A 21,587-nucleotide genomic window follows, 5' to 3' on the forward strand; every position below is an offset into this window, starting at 1 on the left:
CCTCACTTGAGCTGGACCCGGATGAAGGTCACCGAGTTCGGGTCGAAGGTGCGGGTGAAGGTGGGCGCGACGCCCTTGATCGTCGTCGTCACGGGCTCGACGGGCTGGGCGCTGCGGGTGTTCTGGGCCTCGGGGTCGCCGGAGATGACGGTCATCACGGCCCTGCCCATGACCCGCGTGCCGGCGCCGAGGTCGATGGTCGTGCGGGCCGGGGCGTTCTGGGCGTTGACGACCTTGACGACGAGCTGGTTGTTCGCGGTGTCGCGGGTGACGACCTGGGCGAACGGCTCGGTGACGGCGTCGTCACGGAAGCTGCCCCAGAGCGCGCCGTCGAGGTAGAGCTCGACCTGCCCGCCGCGGACCTTGACCTGCAGGTCGTAGGTGTGGCCGGTCGCGATGGTGTTCGGCTTGGCGAGCAGCGTCTGCTTGGCCCCGTTCGTGGCCTTCTCGACCGCGCCCTGGGTGTTGTTCCAGCCGCCGAGGTTCCACCAGTAGAAGTTGCCGGAGTCCTTGACGCCGAAGCCGACGAGGAATCCCTCGGCGCCGGACGTCTTCGTCGCCTTGAGCCGCAGGTCGTAGTCGTGCCACGCCGGGTCGCCCGCCGTGACGAGCGTGTCCTGCGCCGACGCGTCAGACTGCACGTAGGCGCCGTCCTGCACCGACCACGTGCCGCGGCCGGCCAGCGGCTTCCACTTCGAGGCGTCGCCGGAGAAGTCGTCGCTGAACAAGGGCGTGCCGTCGGCGCCGGTGACCGTGACGTCGTCGTACTTCGCGGCCGTGGCCCACGTCGACAGGCCGATGGCGCCGGTGATCGGCTTGGCTTGTGCGACAGCACCGCTCGCGGTGCTCGGTACGACGGCGTCGCCGACATTGTTCATGAACAGCTTCTGCACCTCGTAGCTCGTCGAGCCCCACGAGGCGTTGTTGTCGAACCAGATCATGTCCGGCTTCCACTGGACGTAGTCGACGTTCGACAGCAACGGTGCGTACGACGCCATCTTGACGACGTCCGCGTTGCGCTCGAGGCCCGTCATGAAGGCCGCCTCGGACAGGGAGTTGCGCAGCTTGCTGTCGAGCGAGGCGTATTCGCCGAGGAAGACCTTCGGGCCCTGGCGGTCGTAGGTGTCGTAGCGGGCGTTGTTCTGCAGGAACCACTCCGGGCTGTTGTAGTAGTGCTCGTCCAGCATCGCCGTGCCGTGGTCCTTGTTGAGCTGCCACAGCCGGTCGAAGGTCGTGCCGGTGTCGTCGGGCCCGGAGTTCGACAGCACGGTGACGTCGGGGTAGCGGGCCTTGATCGCCGCCTCGAACTTCACGAAGTTGGCGAAGTAGGCGTCGGGGAGGTTCTCCTCGTTGCCGATCGCGATCCGGCTCAGGCCGAAAGGCGCCGGGTGGCCCATGGCGGCGCGCTTGGCACCCCATTCGCTCGTCACCGGTCCGTTGGCGAACTCGATGAGGTCGAGGGTGTCCTGGATGTGGCGCTGCAGGAGGGCGTCGTCGACCGTGGCGCGGTTCTGTCCGCACCCGGTGACGAGGGCCGGCACGACGGGGACGGGCATCGCGCCGATGTCCTCGGCGAACTGGAAGTACTCGTAGTAGCCGAGCCCGTAGGACTGGTTGTAGCCCCAGAAGTTGGCGTTCGTCGCGCGCTGCTCGACGGGGCCGATGGTGTCCTTCCACTGGTAGCTGCGGGCCCGCGGGTAGCCGTGCTCGGCGTCGTAGGAGTACATGCTGCCGGTGTTGACGAGGCAGCCTCCGGGGAAGCGGACGAAGCCGGGGTGCAGGGCCGCGACCTTCTCGGCGAGGTCCTTGCGCAGGCCGTTCGCCCGCCCCTTGTACGTGTCGCGGGGGAAGAGCGAGACCATGTCGAGTCGCAGGGTGCCGGTGCCGGCGGCCTCGACCGCGAGGCGGGCGCTGGTCGTCGACGCCGTCGCGACGAAGCTGCCGCGGTACTGGCGCCACGTGTCGCCGGCCACCTGCAGCGTCAGGGGCGTGGCGTACGTCGTCGTGCGGGCCGCGTCGCGCACCGACACCGTGAGCGGGGTGGCGGACGCCGCGTCGGTGCGCGCCCAGACGCTGAAGTCGTAGGTCTGGCCGGTCTCGAGCCGGACGCCGGTGTTGTAGCCGGCGTTGGCCAGGCCGTACCGACCGCCCGAGGGGCTGGTGAGGGTGAGGCGCAGGTAGGTGCGGTTGCGCTCGTTCATCCGCTCGGCGTCATCGACGGTGGCGGCCGCCCCGCTTCCACCGGCCGTGCTCGAGGCGCTCCAGCCGGTGAGGCCGGTGTAGCCGCGGTTGTCGGTCGGGGAGTACTCGAAGGAGCGGTTCTGGACGAGCTCGGCGTAGAGGCCGCCGTCGGCGGCGCGGTTGATGTCCTCGAAGAAGACGCCGTACATCGAACGGTCGATGGTGGGGCCGGACCGGGACGGGTCGACGGTGATGCGGTAGTCGAGGGGCTCGGGCGTGGCCGCCCGGGCGCTCGGCAGGCCGGCGAGCAGCCCGACGCCGAGGACGCCGGTCGCGAGGCCCGCAACGAGGCGTGCGTGGCTCATGGGACACCTTTCGTGGGGGAGTGGGGTGGCGGGTGCCGTGTGTCCGGGTGTCCTCCGCGCACGGGACGGCACCGGTCCGGAGCTGCCCTGCCCACGAACGTGAGCGCTAACATAGCAGCCCGCGCACAGGCGTCAAGAGGCCTGAAAAAGTTCGGACAGGGGGTTGACGGCGGCGAATGTTAACGTTCACACTCTTGCCTCAAGTGGCCTGACGGTCACGGCGGACGAGGAGGTCGGCCGCACCCAGGCGCCAACGACGGCGTCCCGAGTTTGGAGGCAGTTCAGTGCTGAAGAAGATCCTTCCGGTGGCCGTCGGAGCCGTGGCGCTCGTCGCGCTCTCGGCCTGTGGCGGCGGCAGCAGCGCAGCGCCCGGCGCCGGCGGCGGCGCCGCGGGCAAGGGCGCGATCGTCATGGGCTTCGCCCAGGTCGGCGCCGAGAGTGGCTGGCGCACCGCCAACACGAAGAACGTCCAGGAGTCGGCCAAGGCCGCCGGCATCGAGCTGAAGTTCTCCGACGCGCAGCAGAAGCAGGAGAACCAGATCAAGGCGATCCGCAGCTTCATCCAGCAGAAGGTCGACGTCATCGCCTTCAGCCCCGTCGTCGAGACCGGCTGGGACACCGTCCTGCTCGAGGCCAAGCGCGCCAACATCCCCGTCATCCTCACCGACCGCGCCGTCGACTCCGAGGACACGTCGCTCTACAAGACCTTCCTCGGCTCCGACTTCGTCGCCGAGGGCAAGAAGGCCGGTGACTGGCTCGTCAAGGACAGCCAGGGCAAGAGCGAGGTCAACGTCGTGGAGCTGCAGGGCACGACCGGCGCGGCCCCCGCCATCGACCGCAAGAAGGGCTTCGCCGACGCCATCGCCGCCGCCCCGCAGATCAAGGTCGTCGCCTCTCAGACCGGCGACTTCACCCGCTCCGGCGGCAAGCAGGTCATGGAGGCCTTCCTCAAGTCGGTCCCGAAGATCGACGTCGTCTACGCCCACAACGACGACATGGGCCTCGGCGCCATCGAGGCCATCGAGGCCGCCGGCAAGGTGCCGGGCAAGGACATCAAGGTCATCACCGTCGACGCCGTCCACGACGGCATGCAGGCCCTGGCCGACGGCAAGATCAACTACATCGTCGAGTGCAGCCCGCTGCTCGGCGGCCAGCTGATGGACCTCGCCAAGAAGGTCATCGCCGGTGAGTCGGTGCCCGAGCGCGTCGTCACCGAGGAGACCACCTTCACGCAGGAGCAGGCCAAGGCGGCCCTGCCCTCGCGCAAGTACTGAGGTCGACCCGGGCCCGGCCCGAGCGTCCCTTGCCAGACGGCGGTCCCCGCCACCCTCCGGGTGTGGTGGCGGGGACCGCCCACCAGCCGCAACAGCCGACCGCATCGGCACGCGGCGCACCCAGCCGTCCAACACCCGCCCATCCGCATCCGGAACCGAAGGACACGTCATGACGGTCACGCCGAGCCCGCGGCCACCCGACCCAGCCCGACCCGTCGTCGCGATGAGCGGCATCACGATGGAGTTCCCCGGCGTCGTCGCCCTGCAGGACGTCGACTTCCGGCTCCTGCCCGGAGAGGTGCACGCCCTCATGGGCGAGAACGGCGCCGGCAAGTCGACCCTCATCAAGGTGCTGACCGGCGTCTACACCGCGACGAGCGGCACGACGCAGCTCGACGGCTCCGGCGTCCGGTTCTCCGGCCCCGGCGAGGCCCAGGCGGCCGGTGTCGCGACCGTGTATCAGGAGGTCAACCTCTGCCCCAACCTGTCGGTCGCCGAGAACATCCTGCTGGGTCGTGAGCCGCACCGGTTCGGGGCCATCGACGCCGGTGCCACCCGCGCCCGCGCCGCCGAGCTGCTCACGCGCATGGGCCTGTCCATCGACCCGGGCTCGGTCCTCGCCGAGCACCCCATCGCCGTGCAGCAGCTCGTCGCCATCGCGCGGGCCGTCGCGGTCGACGCGCGGGTGCTCATCCTCGACGAGCCCACCTCGAGCCTCGACCAGGACGAGGTCGCCGAGCTGTTCCGGATCATGCGCCACCTGCGCGACCAGGGCGTGGCCATCCTCTTCGTCTCGCACTTCCTCGAACAGGTCTACGAGATCGCCGACCGCATGACGGTCCTGCGCAACGGCCGCCTCGTCGGGGAGTACCTCACGCGCGACCTGTCCCGGATCCAGCTCGTGTCGGCGATGATCGGCCGCGAGCTCGGCGTGCTCGAGGAGGTCGAGCGCCTGGCCGAGGACGCCGGCTCCGGCACGGCCGAGGCGCCGCCGGTCCTCGAGGCCACGGGCCTGGGCCGACGCGGCTCCATCGCCCCGTTCGACCTGACGATCTGCGCCGGCGAGGTCATCGGGCTCGCCGGCCTGCTCGGCAGCGGCCGCACCGAGCTGGCCCGGCTGCTCTTCGGCGCCGACCGCGCCGACTCGGGCTCCCTCCGCGTCGGCGGCACGGCCGTCTCGCTGCGCACGCCCCGGGCTGCGATCGCCTCCGGGATCGCCTTCTGCTCCGAGGACCGCAAGGGCGAGGGGATCCTCGCCGACCTGTCGATCCGCGACAACCTCGTCCTCGCGATGCAGGCCGCGCGCGGCTGGGCACGGCCCATCCCGCGGCGCACCAAGGACGAGCTCGTCACCCGATGGATCGAGACCCTCGACATCCGCCCGGCCGACCCCGACGCGATCGTCGGGCGCCTGTCCGGTGGCAACCAGCAGAAGGTGCTCCTCGCCCGCTGGCTCGTCACGAACCCGCGGCTGCTCATCCTCGACGAGCCGACCCGTGGCATCGACATCGGCGCCAAGGCCCAGATCCAGAAGCTCGTGGCCCAGCTGGCCGCCGACGGCATGGCCGTCCTCTACATCTCCGCCGAGCTCGAGGAGGTGGCCCGTCTCTCGCACCGCGTCGTCGTGCTCAAGGACCGCGCCAAGGTCGCCGAGCTCGACGCGTCGGCCACCGTCGACGACATCCTGCACCTCATCGCCGAGACCGACGCCGCGGCCCTGACCGAGCAGGTGGCCTCGTGAGCACCCCGTCCCGCGCCACCGCCGCGACGAGCGAGAGCCTGGCCCAGCGCGTCCGGGGCAGCCGGCTGCTCTGGCCCGTCGTCGCCCTCGTAGCGCTCCTCGTGGCCAACGCCGTGAGCAACCCGGGCTTCCTCTCGGTCCGCCTCCAGGACGGCCACCTCTACGGCAGCCTGATCGACATCCTCAAGAACGGCGCACCGACGCTGCTCATCGCCCTCGGCATGACGCTCGTCATCGCCACCCGCGGCATCGACCTGTCGGTCGGCGCGGTCGCGGCCATCGCGGGTGCGGTGGCGTGCACGACGATCGTCGCCTCGCCCGACCCGACGGGTCCCGGCGCAGCGGTTCGCGGCGTGCTCGTGGCCCTCGCCCTCTGCGTCGTGCTCGGGCTCTGGAACGGCTTCCTCGTCGCAGCGCTGGGGATCCAGCCGATCATCGCGACGCTCGTGCTCATGACGGCCGGCCGCGGCATCGCCATGCTCGTCACCGACGGGCAGATCATCACCGTCCGAAACGGGCCGTTCAGCGAGATCGGGTCGGGCTTCCTGCTCCTGCCGGTCGCGATCCTCGTGGCGCTCGCGGTGCTCGTCGCCGTCGCGCTGGTGACCCGTCGCACGGCCCTCGGCCTGCTCATCGAGTCGGTCGGCATCAACCCCGAGGCGAGCCGCCTCGTCGGCATCCGCTCGCGCACCATCATCTGGACCGTCTACGTCTTCGCAGCCCTGTGTGCCGGCGTGGCCGGGCTCATGATCAGCTCGAACGTCAGCGCCGCCGACGCGAACAACGCCGGCCTGTGGATCGAGATGGACGCCATCCTGGCGGTCGTCATCGGCGGCACGTCGCTGGCCGGCGGCCGCTACTCGCTCGGCGGCACGCTCGTGGGCGCCCTCATCATCCAGACCCTGACGACGACGGTGTACTCGATGGGCATCGCGCCCGAGGTGACGCTCGTGTTCAAGGCGCTCGTCGTCCTCGCCGTGTGCCTGCTTCAGGCCCCGCGAGTGCGGGAGCGGTTCCGCCGCCGGCGCCCGTCCACGGCTCGACCGGCCAGCGTGACCACGGAACCGTCCGTGGCGCAGGGTGATCCGGCGGGTGGCCACGACGCCGCGTCGATTGACACCGACACCGACACCGTCCCGTCCGTCGCCAAGCAGAAGGTGGCCCAGCCATGACGACGACCACCCGGACGCCGACTCCCGCCCCGACGCGTCGCACCGTGCCCGGCGTGTCACGCCTGCCGAGGATCCCCGGGCGGGTGCTGCCCGTGGTGGCGACCTTCGTCCTCTTCGTGCTCCTCTTCGGCGCCGGCTCGGTGCGCTACGAGGGGTTCACGTCAGGCCAGGTGTTCGCCAACCTCTTCATCGACAACGCCTTCCTCATCGTCCTCGCGGTCGGCATGACCTTCGTCATCCTCACCGGCGGCATCGACCTGTCCGTCGGCGCGGTCGTGGCGCTCTCCACGATGGTCGCCGCAGCGACGCTGCGGGCCGGGCTGCCGGCACCCGTCGTCATCCTGCTCGTGCTCGCCGCGGGCACCGGGCTCGGCGTCGTCATGGGCCTGGTCATCCACCACTTCGAGATCCAGCCGTTCATCGTCACCCTCGCCGGGATGTTCCTGGCGCGCGGCCTGTGCTTCGTCATCGGCGTCGAGTCGATCTCGATCAAGGACCCGTTCTTCCGAGCCCTCGCCACCGGCACCATCGAGCTCGGCGGCGGCGTCGTCATCACGTGGAGCGTCGTCATCGCCCTCGTCGTCGTCGCCGTGGCCGCCTGGGTGCTGCACCGGACGCGCTTCGGCCGCACCGTGTACGCGGTCGGCGGCAGCGAGTCGTCGGCGGCCCTCATGGGGCTGCCGGTCGGCCGCGTCAAGGTGGCCGTCTACGGTGTCAGCGGGCTCTGCGCGTCGATCGCCGGGCTGCTCTTCAGCGTCTACATGCTCTCGGGCTACGGGCTGCACGCCGTGGGAATGGAGCTCGACGCCATCGCGTCGGTCGTCATCGGCGGCACGCTGCTCTCCGGCGGCGTCGGGTTCGTGCTCGGATCGCTCCTCGGGGTCCTCGTCCTGGGTGTCATCCAGACACTGATCTCGTTCCAAGGCACGCTGAGCTCATGGTGGACAAAGATCGCGATCGGAACCCTGCTGCTGCTGTTCATCGTCATGCAGCGCCTCTTCACGAGGAGGGCGAGGTGACCGACACCGCGGCGCGGGCCCCCGTCATGCAGGACGTCGCGCGGCTCGCCGGCGTCTCGCACCAGACCGTCTCGCGCGTCATCAACGGCGCCACGAGCATCCGGCCCGAGACCCGCGAGCGCGTCCTGCAGGCGATCGAGCGCCTGGGGTACCGGCCCAACACGGCGGCCCGCGCTCTCGTCAGCGGCCGGTCGGCGACCATCGGCATCATCGCCACGGCGTCGACGCTCTTCGGGCCGACGAGCGTGCACCGCACGGTCAACGTCGCCGCCCGCGAGGCAGGCTTCTTCGCCTCGTCGGTGTCGCTGTCGGAGATGACGCGCGAGGGTTTCGACGCCGCCGTCGACCACCTCGACCGGCTGGCCGTCGAGGGGATCGTCGTCATCGCCGGTCACGACGAGGCGCTCGAGGTGGCCAGGTCGCGCAGCGCCCACACCCCGTTCGTCATCGTCGAGGGCGACCTGACCCGGGCGCGTCGCACGGTCGGCGTCGACAACGTAGCGGGCGCCCGCCTGGCGACCCGGCACCTGCTCGACCTCGGCCACACCGAGATCGCCCACATCACCGGCCCGCTCGACTGGGCCGAGGCCCGGGCCCGGTCCGAGGGCTGGCGCGCCGAGATGGTGTCGGCGGGCCTGCGCCCCATGGAGCCGGTGGCGGGGGACTGGAGCGCCGGGAGCGGCTACCGCGCCGGGCTGCACCTCGCGGCGGACGAGGCGGTCACCGCGGTCTTCGCCGCCAACGACCAGATGGCCATCGGGGCCCTGCGCGCCCTGCATGAGGCCGGCCGGCGCGTGCCCGAGGACGTCAGCGTCGTCGGCTTCGACGACGTGCCGGAGGCCGAGTACGTCATCCCGCCGCTCACCACGGTCCGCCAGGACTTCGAGCAGATCGGCCGTGAGGCCATCGCCATGCTCACGCAGGTGATCTCCGGCGACACCGACCAGGAGCCGAGCCTCATCGACCCCGAGCTCATCGTTCGCGCGAGCACCGCGCCGCCGCTGTCGACACGACCGCCCCGAAACCCCTGAAGCCCCAGGAGCACCCACACATGACCAGCCCCGCCCTCGCCCCGCCGCGCTACGTCGTCGGCGTCGACTTCGGCACGCTGTCCGGCCGCGCGCTCGTCGTCCGCGTCGACGACGGCGCCGAGCTCGGCTCGGCCGTCCACGAGTACGCCCACGCGGTCGTCACCGACCGGCTGCCGGGTGGGGGTGCGACGCTGCCGCCCGAGTGGGCGCTGCAGGTGCCCGAGGACTACCGCGACGTGCTGCGCCGCGCGGTGCCGGCCGCGGTGGCAGCGGCCGGGATCGACCCGGCCGACGTCGTCGGCGTCGCCACCGACTTCACCGCGTGCACCGTGCTGCCGACGACGGCCGAGGGCACGCCGCTGTCCGAGCTGGCGCAGTGGGCCGACCGGCCGCACGCGTACACCAAGCTGTGGCGCCACCACGCGGCCCAGGGCCAGGCGGACCGGATCAACCGGCTCGCCGAGGAGCGGGCCGAGGCGTGGCTGCCGCGCTACGGCGGGCTCATCAGCTCGGAGTGGGAGTTCGCCAAGGCGCTGCAGGTGCTCGAGGAGGACCCCGAGGTCTACCGCGCCACCGAGCGGTGGGTCGAGGCCGCCGACTGGATCGTGTGGCAGCTGTGCGGTCGTTACGTGCGCAACGCGTGCACGGCCGGGTACAAGGGCATCCGTCAGGACGGTACGTACCCGTCGGAGGACTTCTGCGCCGCCCTCAACCCGGACTTCCGCACCTTCGTCGCCGACAAGCTCGACCAGCCGATCGGCGAGCTCGGTTCCCGCGCAGGCGGGCTCACCGCCGAGGCTGCCGCCTGGACGGGGCTGCCCGAGGGCATCGCGGTCGCGGTCGGCAACGTCGACGCGCACGTGACGGCGCCGGCGGCGCAGGCCACCGGGCCGGGGCAGATGGTCGCGATCATGGGCACCTCGACGTGCCACGTCATGAGCGGCGAGGTGCTGCGCGAGGTGCCCGGCATGTGCGGCGTCGTCGACGGCGGCATCGTCGAGGGCCTCTACGGCTACGAGGCCGGCCAGTCCGGCGTCGGCGACATCTTCGGCTGGTTCACCCGCACCGGGGTACCGGGCGAGTACGCCACGGCCGCAGCGGAGTCCGGCGAGTCGATCCACGAGCACCTGACGCGCCTCGCCTCCGGCCAGGCCGTGGGGGAGCACGGGCTCGTGGCGCTCGACTGGCACAGCGGCAACCGGTCGGTCCTCGTCGACCACGAGCTGTCGGGGCTGGTCGTCGGGCAGACCCTCGCGACCCGGCCCGAGGACGTGTACCGCGCCCTGCTCGAAGCCACGGCCTTCGGCACCCGGGTCATCCTCGAGGCGTTCCGCGACAGCGGCGTCCCGGTCTCCGAGCTCGTCATCGCGGGAGGCCTGGCGAAGAACCCGCTGCTCATGCAGGTCTACGCCGACGTCACGCGGCTGCCGCTGTCGGTGATCGGCTCCGAGCAGGGCCCGGCGCTCGGCTCGGCCATCCACGCGGCGGTCGCCGCAGGTGCCCACCCCGACGTCGCCGGCGCCGCCGAGGCGATGGGCCGGGTGCGGCGCGGCGTCTCCGTGCCCCGCGAGGCCGAGGCCGAGGCCTACGACGCGCTGTACGCCGAGTACCTGGCGCTGCACGACCACTTCGGCCGTGGTGGCAACGACGTCATGAAGCGGCTGAAGGCTCTGCGACGCAAGGCGATCGAGGGTCGCGAGTCGACGTCGCCGGTCACCGATTCCGGCCCCTCCTCCACGCTGGAGGTCAGTGCAGGCGGTGAGGCGGCGTGAGCGTGGCCACGGATGTTAACGCAACCATCGCGGCTCTGAGGCGCGAGGTCTGCGCCCTGCACGCCGAGCTGACGCGGTACGGGCTCGTCATCTGGACGGCGGGAAACGTGTCCGCACGGGTCCCCGGCCGCGATCTCATGGTCATCAAGCCGAGCGGGGTCTCCTACGACGACCTGACGCCCGAGAACATGGTCGTGTGCGACCTGCACGGCCGCGTCGTCGAGGGCGACCTCGCGCCGTCCAGCGACACCGACGCGCAGGCCTACGTGTACCGGCACCTGCCCGAGATCGGCGGTGTCGTGCACACGCACTCGACGTACGCGACCGCGTGGGCCTCACGGGGAGAAGCGATCCCGTGCGCGCTGACGATGATGGCCGACGAGTTCGGTGGCGAGATCCCGGTCGGCCCGTTCGCCCTCATCGGTGACGACTCGATCGGCCGCGGCATCGTCGACACCCTGACGCAGAGCCGCTCGGCCGCCGTCCTCATGCGCAACCACGGCGTCTTCACCATCGGCAAGGACGCCCGGTCGGCCGTCAAGGCCGCCGTCATGTGCGAGGACGTCGCCCGCACCGTCCACATCGCCCGCCAGCTCGGCGAGCCGATCGCCATCGACCCCGCCCACGTCGACTCGCTCTACGACCGCTACCAGAACGTATACGGCCAGCGCTGACGCGCTCGGCCCAGAAGGAGACCCCCCATGAGCACCGCCTCCGACCCGCGCCACTCCTCCGACCCGCGCGAGGTGTGGTTCCTCACCGGCAGCCAGGGCCTCTACGGCGAGGACACCCTGCGTCAGGTGGCCGAGCAGAGCCAGACGATCGCCAAGGAGGTCGACGCCGGCGGCCAGCTGCCGGTCAAGGTCGTCTGGAAGCCGGTGCTCACCGACGGGCAGGCCATCCACGCCGCGGTGCTTGCGGCCAACGCCGCTCCGGAGTGCGTCGGCGTCATCACGTGGATGCACACGTTCTCCCCGGCCAAGATGTGGATCACCGGCCTGGACGCGCTGCGCAAGCCGATGCTGCACCTGCACACCCAGGCAGGCATGGAACTGCCGTGGTCGACGATCGACATGGACTTCATGAACCTCAACCAGGCCGCTCACGGCGACCGCGAGTTCGGTTACGTCGCAGCGAGGCTCGGTGTCGCCCGCAAGGTCGTGGCCGGCCACGTCGGCAACCCGGCAGTCCTCGACCGCGTGGCGGCGTGGGCCCGGGCCGCTGTCGGCGTTGCCGAGCTGCGCTCGCTGCGGCTGGCGCGCTTCGGCGACAACATGCGCGACGTCGCCGTCACCGAGGGCGACAAGGTCGAGGCCCAGCTGCGGTTCGGCGTCTCGGTCAACACCTACGGTGTCAACGACCTCGTCGAGGTCGTCGACGCCGTGGCCGACGCCGACGTCGACGCGCTCGTGCGCGAGTACCTCGACACCTACGCCGTCGCTCCGGAGCTGCGCCCGGGCGGCGACCGGCACGCGTCGCTGCGCTACGGCGCCCGCATCGAGGCCGGCCTGCGGACGTTCCTGCTCGACGGCGGCTTCGGCGCGTTCACGACGAACTTCGAGGACCTCGGTGGTCTGCGCCAGCTGCCCGGCCTCGCGGTGCAGCGGCTGATGGCCGACGGCTACGGCTTCGGGGGCGAGGGCGACTGGAAGACCTCGGTGCTGCTGCGCGCGACCAAGGCCATGGCACAGGGCCGCCCGGGTGGCACGAGCTTCATGGAGGACTACACCTACCACCTCGTCCCCGGGCAGGAGAAGATCCTCGGCGCGCACATGCTCGAGGTGTGCCCGAGCATCGCCGGATCCGGTGCGGACCGGCAGCCCTCGCTCGAGATCCACCCGCTCGGCATCGGCGGCCGGGAGGACCCGGTGCGGCTGCGCTTCACCGCGGCTCCGGGGCCGGGCGTCGTCGTCGGCATGAGCGATCTCGGTGACCGGTTCCGCTTGACCCTCAACGAGATCGACGTCGTCGAGCCGGACGCCGACCTGCCGCGCCTGCCGGTGGCGTGCGCCGTGTGGGAGCCCCGCCCGAACCTGTCGACGTCGGCCGAGTCCTGGCTGTTGGCCGGGGGGCCGCACCACACGGTGCTGTCCACCGCCGTCGGCACGCCGGAGTTCCGCGACCTCGCCGAGATGGTCGGCACCGAGCTCGTCGTCATCGACGCGTCCTCCACCCCGGAGTCCACCCGCGACACCCTGCGCTGGAGCGCCGCCTACCACCGCCTCGCTGCCCGGCTCTGACCCGGCACGACACACCCGGACACCACCCTCCGCCCGCGGCTGCCCGCCGCGGGCCCGACAAGGAAGTCACCGGCATGTCCGACACGATGCTGCGCGGGATCTCCCGGCGGCCGCTCGCGGTCCTCGCGACCCTCTCCGTCACCCTGTCCCTGGCCCTGTCGACAGTCGTCGCCGTGGCCGCTCCGGCACGGGCCACCACCCTCGACGACGGGCTCGTCGTGCGGTACGCGCTCGACCAGCCATCCGGCACGAGCGTGCCCGACGCGTCCGGGCACGGCCACGACGCCACGGTCAGCGGCGACACGAGCTGGCTCGGCACCGAGGGCCTCGGCCTCGGTGGCACGAACGGCCACCTGCGACTGCCGAACGACCTCATGCGTGGCCTGTCCGCCATCACCGTGTCGACCCAGGTATGGGTCGACCCGGCCCAGGCCACCCCGTACTTCATCTGGGGCCTTGGCAACACGACGAGCGGTGCCGGCAACGGCTACCTCTTCACGACGGGAAACGCCTACCGCGCCTCGATCGCGAGCGGCAACTGGTCCACCGAGCAGACCGTCACCTCCGGCCGCAACGTCGATCGCGGCCAGTGGCGCACCCTGACCTACACCCTCGACGCCGGCACCGCGGTCCTCTACGAGGATGGTGTCGAGGTCGGGCGCAAGTCCGGCGTCACCCTCACCCCCGGCTCGATCGGCGGCGGCACGACGACCGCCAACTACCTCGGCCGCTCGGTGTACACCGGCGACAGGTACCTCAAGGGCAAGGTCCGCGACTTCCGCCTCTACGACCGCGCGCTCACAGCCGACGAGGCCGCCCGGCTCGGCGCACAGACCGCGTCGCTGCGCGTCGCGTCCGATGCCGCGGCCCTGGACCTCGGCGACACCTCCGCCGTGACCGACGACCTTCCGCTCGCGACGAAGGGCGCCGGCGGCTCGACTGTCACGTGGACCTCCGGCGACCCGTCGGTCGTCGCTCCCGACGGCACCGTGACGCGTCCGGCTCCCGGAACGGGCAATGCGACCGTCACGCTGACGGCGACGATCGCCTATGCCGCGTCGAGCGCGTCGAGGACCTTCACCGTCACCGTCCTGCAGGACATCACCGACGAGCAGAAGGTATCGAACGCCCTTGCGGCCGTGAGCATCCCGGATGCCGGTGCGGTGCGCGGCAACGTCACCCTCCCGACGAAGGCGGCGCGCGGCGTCACCCTGTCGTGGACGACGAAGGACCCCGGCGTCGTCACCGCCACCGGCGAGGTGACGCGTCCGGCCTTCGGCAGCAAGGACGCCAGGGGCCGGCTCGTCGTGCGCGCTGCGCTCGGCGCGGTGTCGGCCACGCGCAACATCAGGCTGACCGTCCTCGCGGCCCCGAAGAAGGAGCCGCTCGAGGGCTACGCCTTCGCGTACTTCACCGGTGAGGGCAGCGCCGACGGCGAACAGATCTACATGGCCGGCAGCCGCGGCAACGACCCACTGCACTGGGACGAGCTGAACGGCGGCCGCCCGGTCCTCACCTCCACCGAGGGCGAGGAGGGCGTCCGCGACCCGTTCGTCATCCGCAGCCCCGAGGGCGACCGGTTCTTCCTCATCGCCACCGACCTCAAGATCTACGGCAACGGCGACTGGGACCGCAGCCAGCGCACCGGCAGCCGCTACATCGAGGTCTGGGAGTCCACCGACCTCGTCAACTGGGGCCAGCAGCGTCACGTCCTCGTCTCGCCGAAGGAGGCCGGCAACACGTGGGCGCCCGAGGCGTACTACGACGACACCATCGGCGCGTACGTCGTGTTCTGGGCCTCGAAGCTCTACGCCGCCGACGACCCGCAGCACACCGGCAGCACCTACAACAGGATGATGTTCACGACGACCCGCGACTTCCGCACCTTCAGCGAGCCGAAGGTCTGGGTCGACCCCGGCTACTCGGTCATCGACTCGACGGTCATCAAGAACGGCGACACGTACTACCGGTTCACCAAGGACGAGCGGAACAACACCTCCTCGACGCCGTGCAGCAAGTTCATCCTCGAGCAGAAGTCGACCTCGCTGCTCTCGACCGACTGGGGCTTCGTCAAGGACTGCATCGGCAAGGCGACCGCGACGAGCGCCGGCATCAACCAGGGTGAGGGCCCGACCGTGTTCAAGTCGAACACCGAGGACAAGTGGTACGTCTTCATCGACGAGTTCGGGGGTCGCGGTTACGTGCCCTTCGAGACCACCGACCTCGAGTCCGGCCGGTTCACGATGTCCAGGGACTACCAGCTGCCCGGCCGCCCGCGCCACGGAACGGTGCTGCCGGTGACGAAGGCCGAGCTCGACCGGCTGCGCAGCGGGCCGACGCCCGCGGCGTCGACGAAGAAGGGAGTCGTCGCCGACTACCGCTTCGGCGCCGCTGCCGGCGGCACCGCGACGAGCGTCCCCGACGCGACGGGCGGCCAGCGCGCCGCGACCCTCAAGGGCGACGCGACGCGTACGGACGACGCCGTCGAGCTCGGTGGCACGAACGGCTACGTCGACCTGCCCGACAACCTGCTCGCCGGCCTCGACGCGGTCACCGTGTCGACGCAGGTGTGGCTCGACCCGAGCCAGCCGACGCCCTACTTCCTCTGGGGTCTGGGCAACACGCTGAACGGATCCGGCAACGGCTACCTCTTCGCGACGGGCAACGCGTACCGCACGGCCATCGCCCAGGGCGACTACTCGACCGAGCAGAACACCGCGTCGGGTCGCGACGTGCCGCGCGCGTCGTGGCACACGTTGACCTACACCCTGGGTGGCGGCACGGCCGTGCTCTACCTCGACGGTGCGGAGGTCGCCCGGAAGACCGGTGTCACCGTGACGCCGGGCCAGCTCGGCGACGGCGTGACGACCGCGAACTACGTCGGCCGCTCGCTCTACTCGGGCGACCGCTACCTCAAGGGCAAGGTCCGCTCGTTCACGCTGTGGAACCGGGGGCTGTCGGCGAAGGAGGTGCTCGCGCTGCCGGGCAACGAGACCGTCATCGGCTCGGTGAAGCTCGACGCGCTCAAGGTGCCGGCGATCATCGACGCCACCGCCGCGACCGTGACCCTGCCGGTGAAGCCCGGCACCGACGTCACTCACCTCGCACCCGAGCTCGGCCTGCCGGGCGACGCGCGGGTGTCGCCCGGCAACGGCTCGACACAGGACTTCTCGGGTCCGGTGACGTACACCGTGACCGGAGCCGACGGGTCGAACCGCGCCTGGACCGTCAAGGCGGTCGTCATGAACAGCCCGGTGCTGCCCGGCTACAACGCCGACCCCAACATCGTCCGGTTCGGCGACACGTACTGGATCTACGCGACGACCGACGGCTTCGACGGCTGGTCGGGCACGACGTTCAAGACGTGGTCGAGCACCGACCTCGTGCACTGGACCGAGCACCCGGTCATCCTCGACCTCGGGCCGGACGTCACGTGGGCCGACGGACGCGCCTGGGCGCCGGCGGCGATCGAGAAGAACGGCAAGTACTACCTGTACTTCTGCGCCGACGCCAAGATCGGTGTGGCCGTGGCGGACTCGCCCGCGGGGCCGTTCAAGGACGCCATCGGCAAGCCTCTCGTCGCGTCGAACCCCAACGGTGGTCAGGCGATCGACCCGGCGGTCTTCACCGACGACGACGGCCAGAGCTACCTCTACTGGGGCAACGGCAATGCCTACGTGGTGCCGCTCGACGCCGACATGACCTCCTATGACCCCGCGAAGGTCGTTCGGCTCACCGGCCTCACCGACTTCCGCGAGGGGCTGTTCATGCACAAGCGGAACGGCATCTACTACCTGTCGTGGTCGATCGACGACACGCGGAGCGAGAACTACCGGGTCGGTTACGCGACGATGACCTCGCCGCTCGGCGGCGGCCTCGTCAACCGGGGCGTCATCCTGTCCAAGGACCCATCGCTCGGGATCCTCGGCACCGGCCACCACTCGGTGCTCCAGGTGCCCGGTACCGACGACTGGTACATCGTCTACCACCGCTTCGCCATCCCCGGCGGAGATGGCACCCACCGCGAGGTCACCATCGACCGGCTGCACTACAACCCCGACGGCACCATCGCCCCCGTCGCGCCGACGCTCGAGAGTGTGCCGCCGCTGCCCTGACCCCGCCATCGGACGAAGGCCGGGTTCCGACGGCCGATGGCAGAGCATGGAACCTCGAACGCCGTGAGGCCCTGACCCGCGCAGTTGCGGATCAGGGCCTCACCGCGCGACGAACGGGTGTCCGTCCCTTCGAAGGCCGCAGGATCACGGCCCGACTGGGACCGAGGAACTCGGGAGACGACGACAGTCGCGCGCCCACCCGACAGGGAGCCTGTCGGGTGGGCGCGCTTGCGTCTACCGGGTGGTCGTCAGCTCACAGGGTCACCGTGCTCGTGCCGGCCGGCACGGAGACGACCTTCGGCTTGCCCCCTCCACGTGGCAGGAGCGAGAGCCGCGTCGGCTGCTCCGCCTTGACGGAGAACGTCGCCGTCGTGCCGTCGTAGACGAAGTCGCGCACGACCACCCGGCCACCGACGGCCTGGAAGACGAGGTGGCCGTCTTCCTTGAGCAGGGTGGTGTTCGTTGCCGCGGTCACGGCATACCGGTGCCCGTGCAGCGGCACCTCGTCGACCTCGTTGGTGCCGGGAAGGCCCAGGGTGCCGAAGCGAAAGCCGTTCGGGTCGCCCCACGGCTCGTCGGCGATGAGCTCCTGCGTGCCCATGAGGGGCATGAGGTTGCTCCACGAGTACGTCCGCCACGTCGTGTCGGTCGCTGCGCTGTTGATGACCTGGCCCGGCTCCGGGTCCCAGTACTCGGGGAACCAGCCGAGGTCCTCCCACGTGGTGAGCCAGAGGTTCGTGCTCTTCGTCGCGAGGTCGGCTGCCGGCTTGTCGAAGCCGTAGCGCTTGAGGCCGTCGTAGACGGTGGCGTTCATCGGCGGCCAGACGGCGCCCTGCCACTCCTCGCAGGCGTCCTCCTCGCCCTGCTTCTGGAAGTACTCGTAGCCGGTGACGCCGGGGTGCTTGGCGCCGGAGTTGCAGAAGGCCGGGTCGTTGCGCGCCACGCTCGGCACGGCGTACTCGCCCCAGTACTCGGCCGGGTTGAGCAGGTGCTTCTCGACGAGCTCCTGCGCGCGGTCGGGCGTCGCGAGGCCGCCGAAAAGGGGGTAGAAGACGGTCGGGGTGTTGGTCTGCTCCCACGAGCCGTCGAGGTAGCGGTTGAGGTAGAGGCCGCGGTCGGCGTTCCACAGGTGCTCGTTCATCCGCTTCTTCAGCTGGTCGTGCAGCGCGGCGTACTTCGCGGCGTCGTCCGGCTTGCCGAGCGCCGTCGCCATCTGCGAGAGGTTGTCGGCGAAGAGGCCGTAGTAGGAGTTGAGCGCGACGTCGGTGAGGTCGGTGTTGTCGCGGTTGTCCGTGCCGTTCGTGACGACCTGCTTGAAGTTCCAGTACTGCGGGCTGTCGTCGAGGCCGAGGTGGTTGCCACGGCCGCCCTGGCGCGGGCCGGCCCACGGGCTCTCGAGCAGCCCGTCCTTGTCGGTGTCGAACTCGGGCATGCGGGCGATGTAGCTCGTGAAGTAGGGGTAGACGAGCTCGAGGATGCTCTTGTCACCCGTGCGCGTGTAGGTGCGCCAGGCGAGGTAGGCGTGCATCGGACCGGCGTTGAGCTGGTCGTAGCGCGGCCCGCCGTTCTGGTCGTAGAAGTCGCGGATGTGGTCGAGGGCGAGCGCCGGGTCGAGGGAGTTGGCGGTGATGCCGTCCCAGCCGGAGTCCCAGCCCTTGAAGATGTCGTCGCCACCGCCGCCGAGGCCCCACATGACGAACGAGCGGTCGTACTTCTCGTCGTAGTTGGCGTTGAGCGCCATCGCGTCACGCATGAACGTCGTCGCGCGCGCCACCGGGCCGCTGCCGTGGACGCTGGTGTCGTCGACGTGGGCGCGGGCGTTCGCGATGAACGCGAGCGTCTCGTCCTGGCTCCGCGTCGACTGTGCGACGGGGGCCTCGCCCATCCGCGCCGTGAAGGTGAGCGTCTGACCCTTGGCGAGGTCGTAGCGCAACGCGGCCGCCCCCTGCCCCGACGCCGCGGGCTTGCCCACCATGCCGGCGAGCATGTCCTTGAGGGTGGCCCACGACCCGGTGGTCCCGGCCGCGGTGTTCGCGTCGACGCGGAAGTGACCCGTGCGGCTCGAGTCCCGGATACCTGCGGACGTGCCGGTGAGCGACGAGTCTCCCTGCACGGCATACGTGCTCGGCTCGAGCCACGGTGCGCTGGCGTCGAGCCACAGCGACGTGTCGTCGTCGAGCGCGGTGACCGAGCCGACGAGCTCGCTGTCGTTGACGCGCGCGTACTTGACGACGACGTTGCGCTTGCCTGCCTGCATCGCGTCGTACTTGGCCTGCAGACCCGGCAGCTGCGCCTTGGCGGCGGCGACGTCCGCGGCCGACCAGCTCTCGGGGTGGTCGATGGTCGCCTGGAGCCCGCCCAGGCGCTCCTTGGTGATGACGCGGTCGTCGGTGGACAGCTCGATCTCGTAGTAGGAACCGTCGGTGGCGATGGGGCCGAGCTTCCAGATGCTCGGCACCATGTTCTCGTTGATGGCCTTGCCATCCTTGGTCAGCAGGTCCACCGAGACCGAGAACCGGGTCTCGCCCTTCCCGACGAAGAGGGCGCCGTTGAACTCCTGCTCCTTGAAGCCGGGCATCGCGAACGGTCGGCTCAAGGGCGTCAGCTCGGGGTGGTCGGACGCAGCTGCGGCCGCCGAGTCGGCGGAGGTGACGGTGGCTTGTTCTGTGGGGGAGGCGCTCGCGGGACTGGTGGCCGCTGCGCCGACGGCAGCCACCACGAGGGTGGCCATGGCTCCGGCGGTGAGGCTGCGAACCCGCGGGGTTCGCGCTGGTCGAGACATCGTTGTCGTCCTTTGGTGGATGTGAGCGTTAACATCCGGGTGTTCCGAGACGGTATGCCGCTTTCGGCGCTCCGCGCAACCCCTCGTCCGACGGGCCGGCCAGCACGCATGAGAAGCGAGGGACATGGTCAGACGGCGTGCCCGAGACGGCGGTCAGGGCTACATGCCGACGTGCCGACCTGCGGCTCCCTTGGGCTCTACGGCCTGGACGTCCGAGGGAGGGGTCGAACAGGGGCCGGGCCTGTGTCCGGTTGAGGTCCAAGGTCCACCGTGTGCATGGAGGTGCGGCTTCCGAGGTCGAACCGGATCGCCGTGCCGATCAAATGCATTCCATGGAATACAGTTCCGGGGAACGTTGTTGGACCGGCCATGACAAGCCACCTCGAGCTGTTCGATGACCTGGTTCGCGTCGAGACGTACCTGTGGAACGACCTCGACCGCGCGCTGAAGATCGGGGACCATCCGTCGTTGGCGTGGCTGACGCCGCTGCGGGTGCTGCAGAAGGCGCCTGGTAGCCGGGTGCACGATCTCGCCGCGGACATCGGGATTTCCCCTGGCGGGGCGAGCAAGCTGGTGGACCGGCTGGTGGCCGCCGGGCTGGTCAGCCGCGAGGCCGACGAGGAGGACCGCCGTGCCAGCCGGCTGCGGCTGACCCCTGAAGGGCGCCGTGCCACGAGGGCCGGTGCAGCGGCCGCCGCCCGGTGGCTGGCTGACCGCTTCGACACGGCCCTCGGTGCGGGTCCGACGCAGGACCTGGCCTCCCTGTTGGGCAGGCTTCGGGCGCAGGGCTCGACCGAGGAGGGGGCGGCATGAGCGGGCTGCCCGAGACGATGCGTGCGGTGGTCCTGCGCGGCCCCGGCGGCACCGATGCTCTTGAGCTGCAGGAGCTTGCCGTTCCGGTCCCGGAGGAGGGGTGGGTCCTGATCCGCGTGCGTGCCTTCGGCATCAACCGGTCGGAGCTGCACACCCGGCTGGGCCTGGCCGAGGGTGTGACCTTCCCACGGGTGCCCGGTATCGAGGCCACCGGCGAGGTCGTCGCCTGCCCCGGCGGGGAGTTCGCCCTCGGTCAACAGGTGGTGGCCATGATGGGCGGGATGGGTCGGACCTTCGACGGCGGCTACGCCGAGTTCACGTGCGTGCCGGCGCGCCAGGTGATCCCGTTCCGCAGCGAGCTCCCCTGGGAGCTGCTCGGGGCGGTCCCCGAGATGCTGCAGACCGCTCACGGCAGCCTCACCACGGGGTTGGACGCGCAGCAAGGACAGAGCCTGCTCGTCCGGGGTGGAACGTCGTCGGTCGGGATGGCGGCGGCCATCCTTGCCAAACAACGGGGCCTCACGGTGATCTCCACGACGCGCACCCCCGCCAAGGCCGAGCGCCTGCGTCAGATCGGCGTCGATCACGTGGTCATCGACCACGGAACCGTCGCCCCGGCGGTCCGGGAGATCCTCCCTGCGGGAGCCGACCTGGCGCTCGAGCTGGTCGGGGCGCCGACACTGCGCGACACCCTCCTGTCGCTGCGCACGCATGGCGTGGCGTGCTTCACCGGCATGCTGAGCAACGCGTGGGTGATCGAGAGCTTCTACCCCATCGACTTCCTGCCGGCGGGCGTGCGACTGACCGCCTACTCCGGTGATGCCAGCGACCTGACGTCCGAGGTCCTGCAGGACTACCTGGACGCGGCCGCTGCAGATCGCGGGATCATCCCGCTGGATCGGGTGTTCGCGCTCGAGGAGATCGGCGCGGCCCACGACCACATGGAGGGCAACCGAGCCACCGGCAAGATCGTGGTGGTGCCGTGAAGGACAGACCGGCGACGTGGTGGTGGCGGTGGGGCCCCGGAGGAGGTTCGGGTCGCGCGCCGGAGTCTCTGGCGTGGCTCTTGGTCGTCGTCGCGT

At 70.7% G+C, this 21,587-nt stretch carries 13 protein-coding genes; 11 read left to right on the forward strand and 2 right to left on the reverse strand.

The annotated features are described in order from the left end of the window. Positions 1–2: 2 nt before the first annotated feature. Positions 3–2,546, reverse strand: a complete 2,544-nt coding sequence (locus tag BIV28_RS11645) for an alpha-L-arabinofuranosidase C-terminal domain-containing protein (protein ID WP_076261989.1) — start codon at positions 2,544–2,546, stop codon at positions 3–5. A 284-nt stretch (positions 2,547–2,830) separates the two neighbouring features. Here BIV28_RS11645 and BIV28_RS11650 point away from each other — a divergent pair, with 284 nt between their 5' ends. The 9 genes from BIV28_RS11650 (at position 2,831) to BIV28_RS11690 (ending at position 16,910) form a co-directional block, all read left to right on the forward strand. After that, positions 2,831–3,820 (forward strand): ABC transporter substrate-binding protein, encoded by a 990-nt coding sequence (locus BIV28_RS11650; protein WP_076261991.1) that lies wholly within the window; start codon positions 2,831–2,833, stop codon positions 3,818–3,820. A gap of 169 nt (positions 3,821–3,989) precedes the next feature. Further along, positions 3,990–5,561, forward strand: a complete 1,572-nt coding sequence (locus BIV28_RS11655; protein WP_076261993.1) for a sugar ABC transporter ATP-binding protein — start codon at positions 3,990–3,992, stop codon at positions 5,559–5,561. Beyond that, entirely contained in the window at positions 5,558–6,733 is a 1,176-nt protein-coding gene (locus BIV28_RS11660; RefSeq protein WP_242652921.1) for an ABC transporter permease, read from the forward strand. Before BIV28_RS11655 ends, BIV28_RS11660 begins: the two co-directional genes overlap by 4 nt. Then, complete coding sequence (yjfF, locus tag BIV28_RS11665) at positions 6,730–7,752, forward strand: galactofuranose ABC transporter, permease protein YjfF (protein WP_076261995.1); 1,023 nt, start codon at positions 6,730–6,732, stop codon at positions 7,750–7,752. Before BIV28_RS11660 ends, yjfF begins: the two co-directional genes overlap by 4 nt. Beyond that, positions 7,749–8,783: a LacI family DNA-binding transcriptional regulator gene (locus BIV28_RS11670; RefSeq protein ID WP_242652922.1), complete on the forward strand. Its 1,035-nt coding sequence runs from the start codon at positions 7,749–7,751 to the stop codon at positions 8,781–8,783. The genes yjfF and BIV28_RS11670 overlap by 4 nt, the downstream gene beginning before the upstream one ends. Before the next feature lie 20 nt (positions 8,784–8,803). Continuing rightward, positions 8,804–10,555 (forward strand): ribulokinase, encoded by a 1,752-nt coding sequence (araB, locus tag BIV28_RS11675; protein WP_076261996.1) that lies wholly within the window; start codon positions 8,804–8,806, stop codon positions 10,553–10,555. Between the two features lie 2 nt (positions 10,556–10,557). Continuing rightward, complete coding sequence (locus BIV28_RS11680; RefSeq protein ID WP_207555933.1) at positions 10,558–11,229, forward strand: L-ribulose-5-phosphate 4-epimerase; 672 nt, start codon at positions 10,558–10,560, stop codon at positions 11,227–11,229. A gap of 27 nt (positions 11,230–11,256) precedes the next feature. Then, positions 11,257–12,795: an L-arabinose isomerase gene (gene araA / locus BIV28_RS11685; RefSeq protein WP_076262000.1), complete on the forward strand. Its 1,539-nt coding sequence runs from the start codon at positions 11,257–11,259 to the stop codon at positions 12,793–12,795. Between the two features lie 74 nt (positions 12,796–12,869). Further along, positions 12,870–16,910 (forward strand): family 43 glycosylhydrolase, encoded by a 4,041-nt coding sequence (locus BIV28_RS11690; protein WP_076262001.1) that lies wholly within the window; start codon positions 12,870–12,872, stop codon positions 16,908–16,910. Positions 16,911–17,163: 253 nt separating this feature from the next. Here the strand turns inward: BIV28_RS11690 and BIV28_RS11695 are convergent, their stop codons facing one another. Then, the gene (locus tag BIV28_RS11695) at positions 17,164–19,641 is read right to left on the reverse strand and encodes an MGH1-like glycoside hydrolase domain-containing protein (protein ID WP_207555934.1); all 2,478 of its coding nucleotides are present in this window, start codon (positions 19,639–19,641) and stop codon (positions 17,164–17,166) included. 420 nt (positions 19,642–20,061) lie between these two features. Between BIV28_RS11695 and BIV28_RS11700 the strand changes: the two genes are divergently transcribed. After that, positions 20,062–20,505 carry a MarR family winged helix-turn-helix transcriptional regulator gene (locus BIV28_RS11700; RefSeq protein ID WP_076262004.1) on the forward strand — a complete coding sequence of 148 codons (444 nt, stop codon included), beginning with the start codon at positions 20,062–20,064 and terminating at the stop codon, positions 20,503–20,505. Beyond that, a complete protein-coding gene (locus BIV28_RS11705) occupies positions 20,502–21,491 on the forward strand; it encodes a zinc-binding alcohol dehydrogenase family protein (RefSeq protein ID WP_242652924.1) in 990 nt (329 codons plus the stop codon). Before BIV28_RS11700 ends, BIV28_RS11705 begins: the two co-directional genes overlap by 4 nt. Positions 21,492–21,587: the final 96 nt, after the last annotated feature.

This window comes from Intrasporangium flavum (assembly GCF_001956915.1).
Lineage (GTDB): Bacteria > Actinomycetota > Actinomycetes > Actinomycetales > Dermatophilaceae > Monashia > Monashia flava.

Bases quoted from the DNA above. Each gene is read 5' to 3' on its own strand.
- BIV28_RS11645 (WP_076261989.1), bottom strand. From the start codon at position 2,546: ATGAGCCACGCACGCCTCGTTGCGGGCCTCGCGACCGGCGTCCTCGGC.
- BIV28_RS11655 (WP_076261993.1), top strand. From the start codon at position 3,990: ATGACGGTCACGCCGAGCCCGCGGCCACCCGACCCAGCCCGACCCGTC.
- yjfF (WP_076261995.1), top strand. From the start codon at position 6,730: ATGACGACGACCACCCGGACGCCGACTCCCGCCCCGACGCGTCGCACC.
- araB (WP_076261996.1), top strand. From the start codon at position 8,804: ATGACCAGCCCCGCCCTCGCCCCGCCGCGCTACGTCGTCGGCGTCGAC.
- araA (WP_076262000.1), top strand. From the start codon at position 11,257: ATGAGCACCGCCTCCGACCCGCGCCACTCCTCCGACCCGCGCGAGGTG.
- BIV28_RS11690 (WP_076262001.1), top strand. From the start codon at position 12,870: ATGTCCGACACGATGCTGCGCGGGATCTCCCGGCGGCCGCTCGCGGTC.
- BIV28_RS11695 (WP_207555934.1), bottom strand. From the start codon at position 19,641: ATGGCCACCCTCGTGGTGGCTGCCGTCGGCGCAGCGGCCACCAGTCCC.
- BIV28_RS11700 (WP_076262004.1), top strand. From the start codon at position 20,062: ATGACAAGCCACCTCGAGCTGTTCGATGACCTGGTTCGCGTCGAGACG.
- BIV28_RS11705 (WP_242652924.1), top strand. From the start codon at position 20,502: ATGAGCGGGCTGCCCGAGACGATGCGTGCGGTGGTCCTGCGCGGCCCC.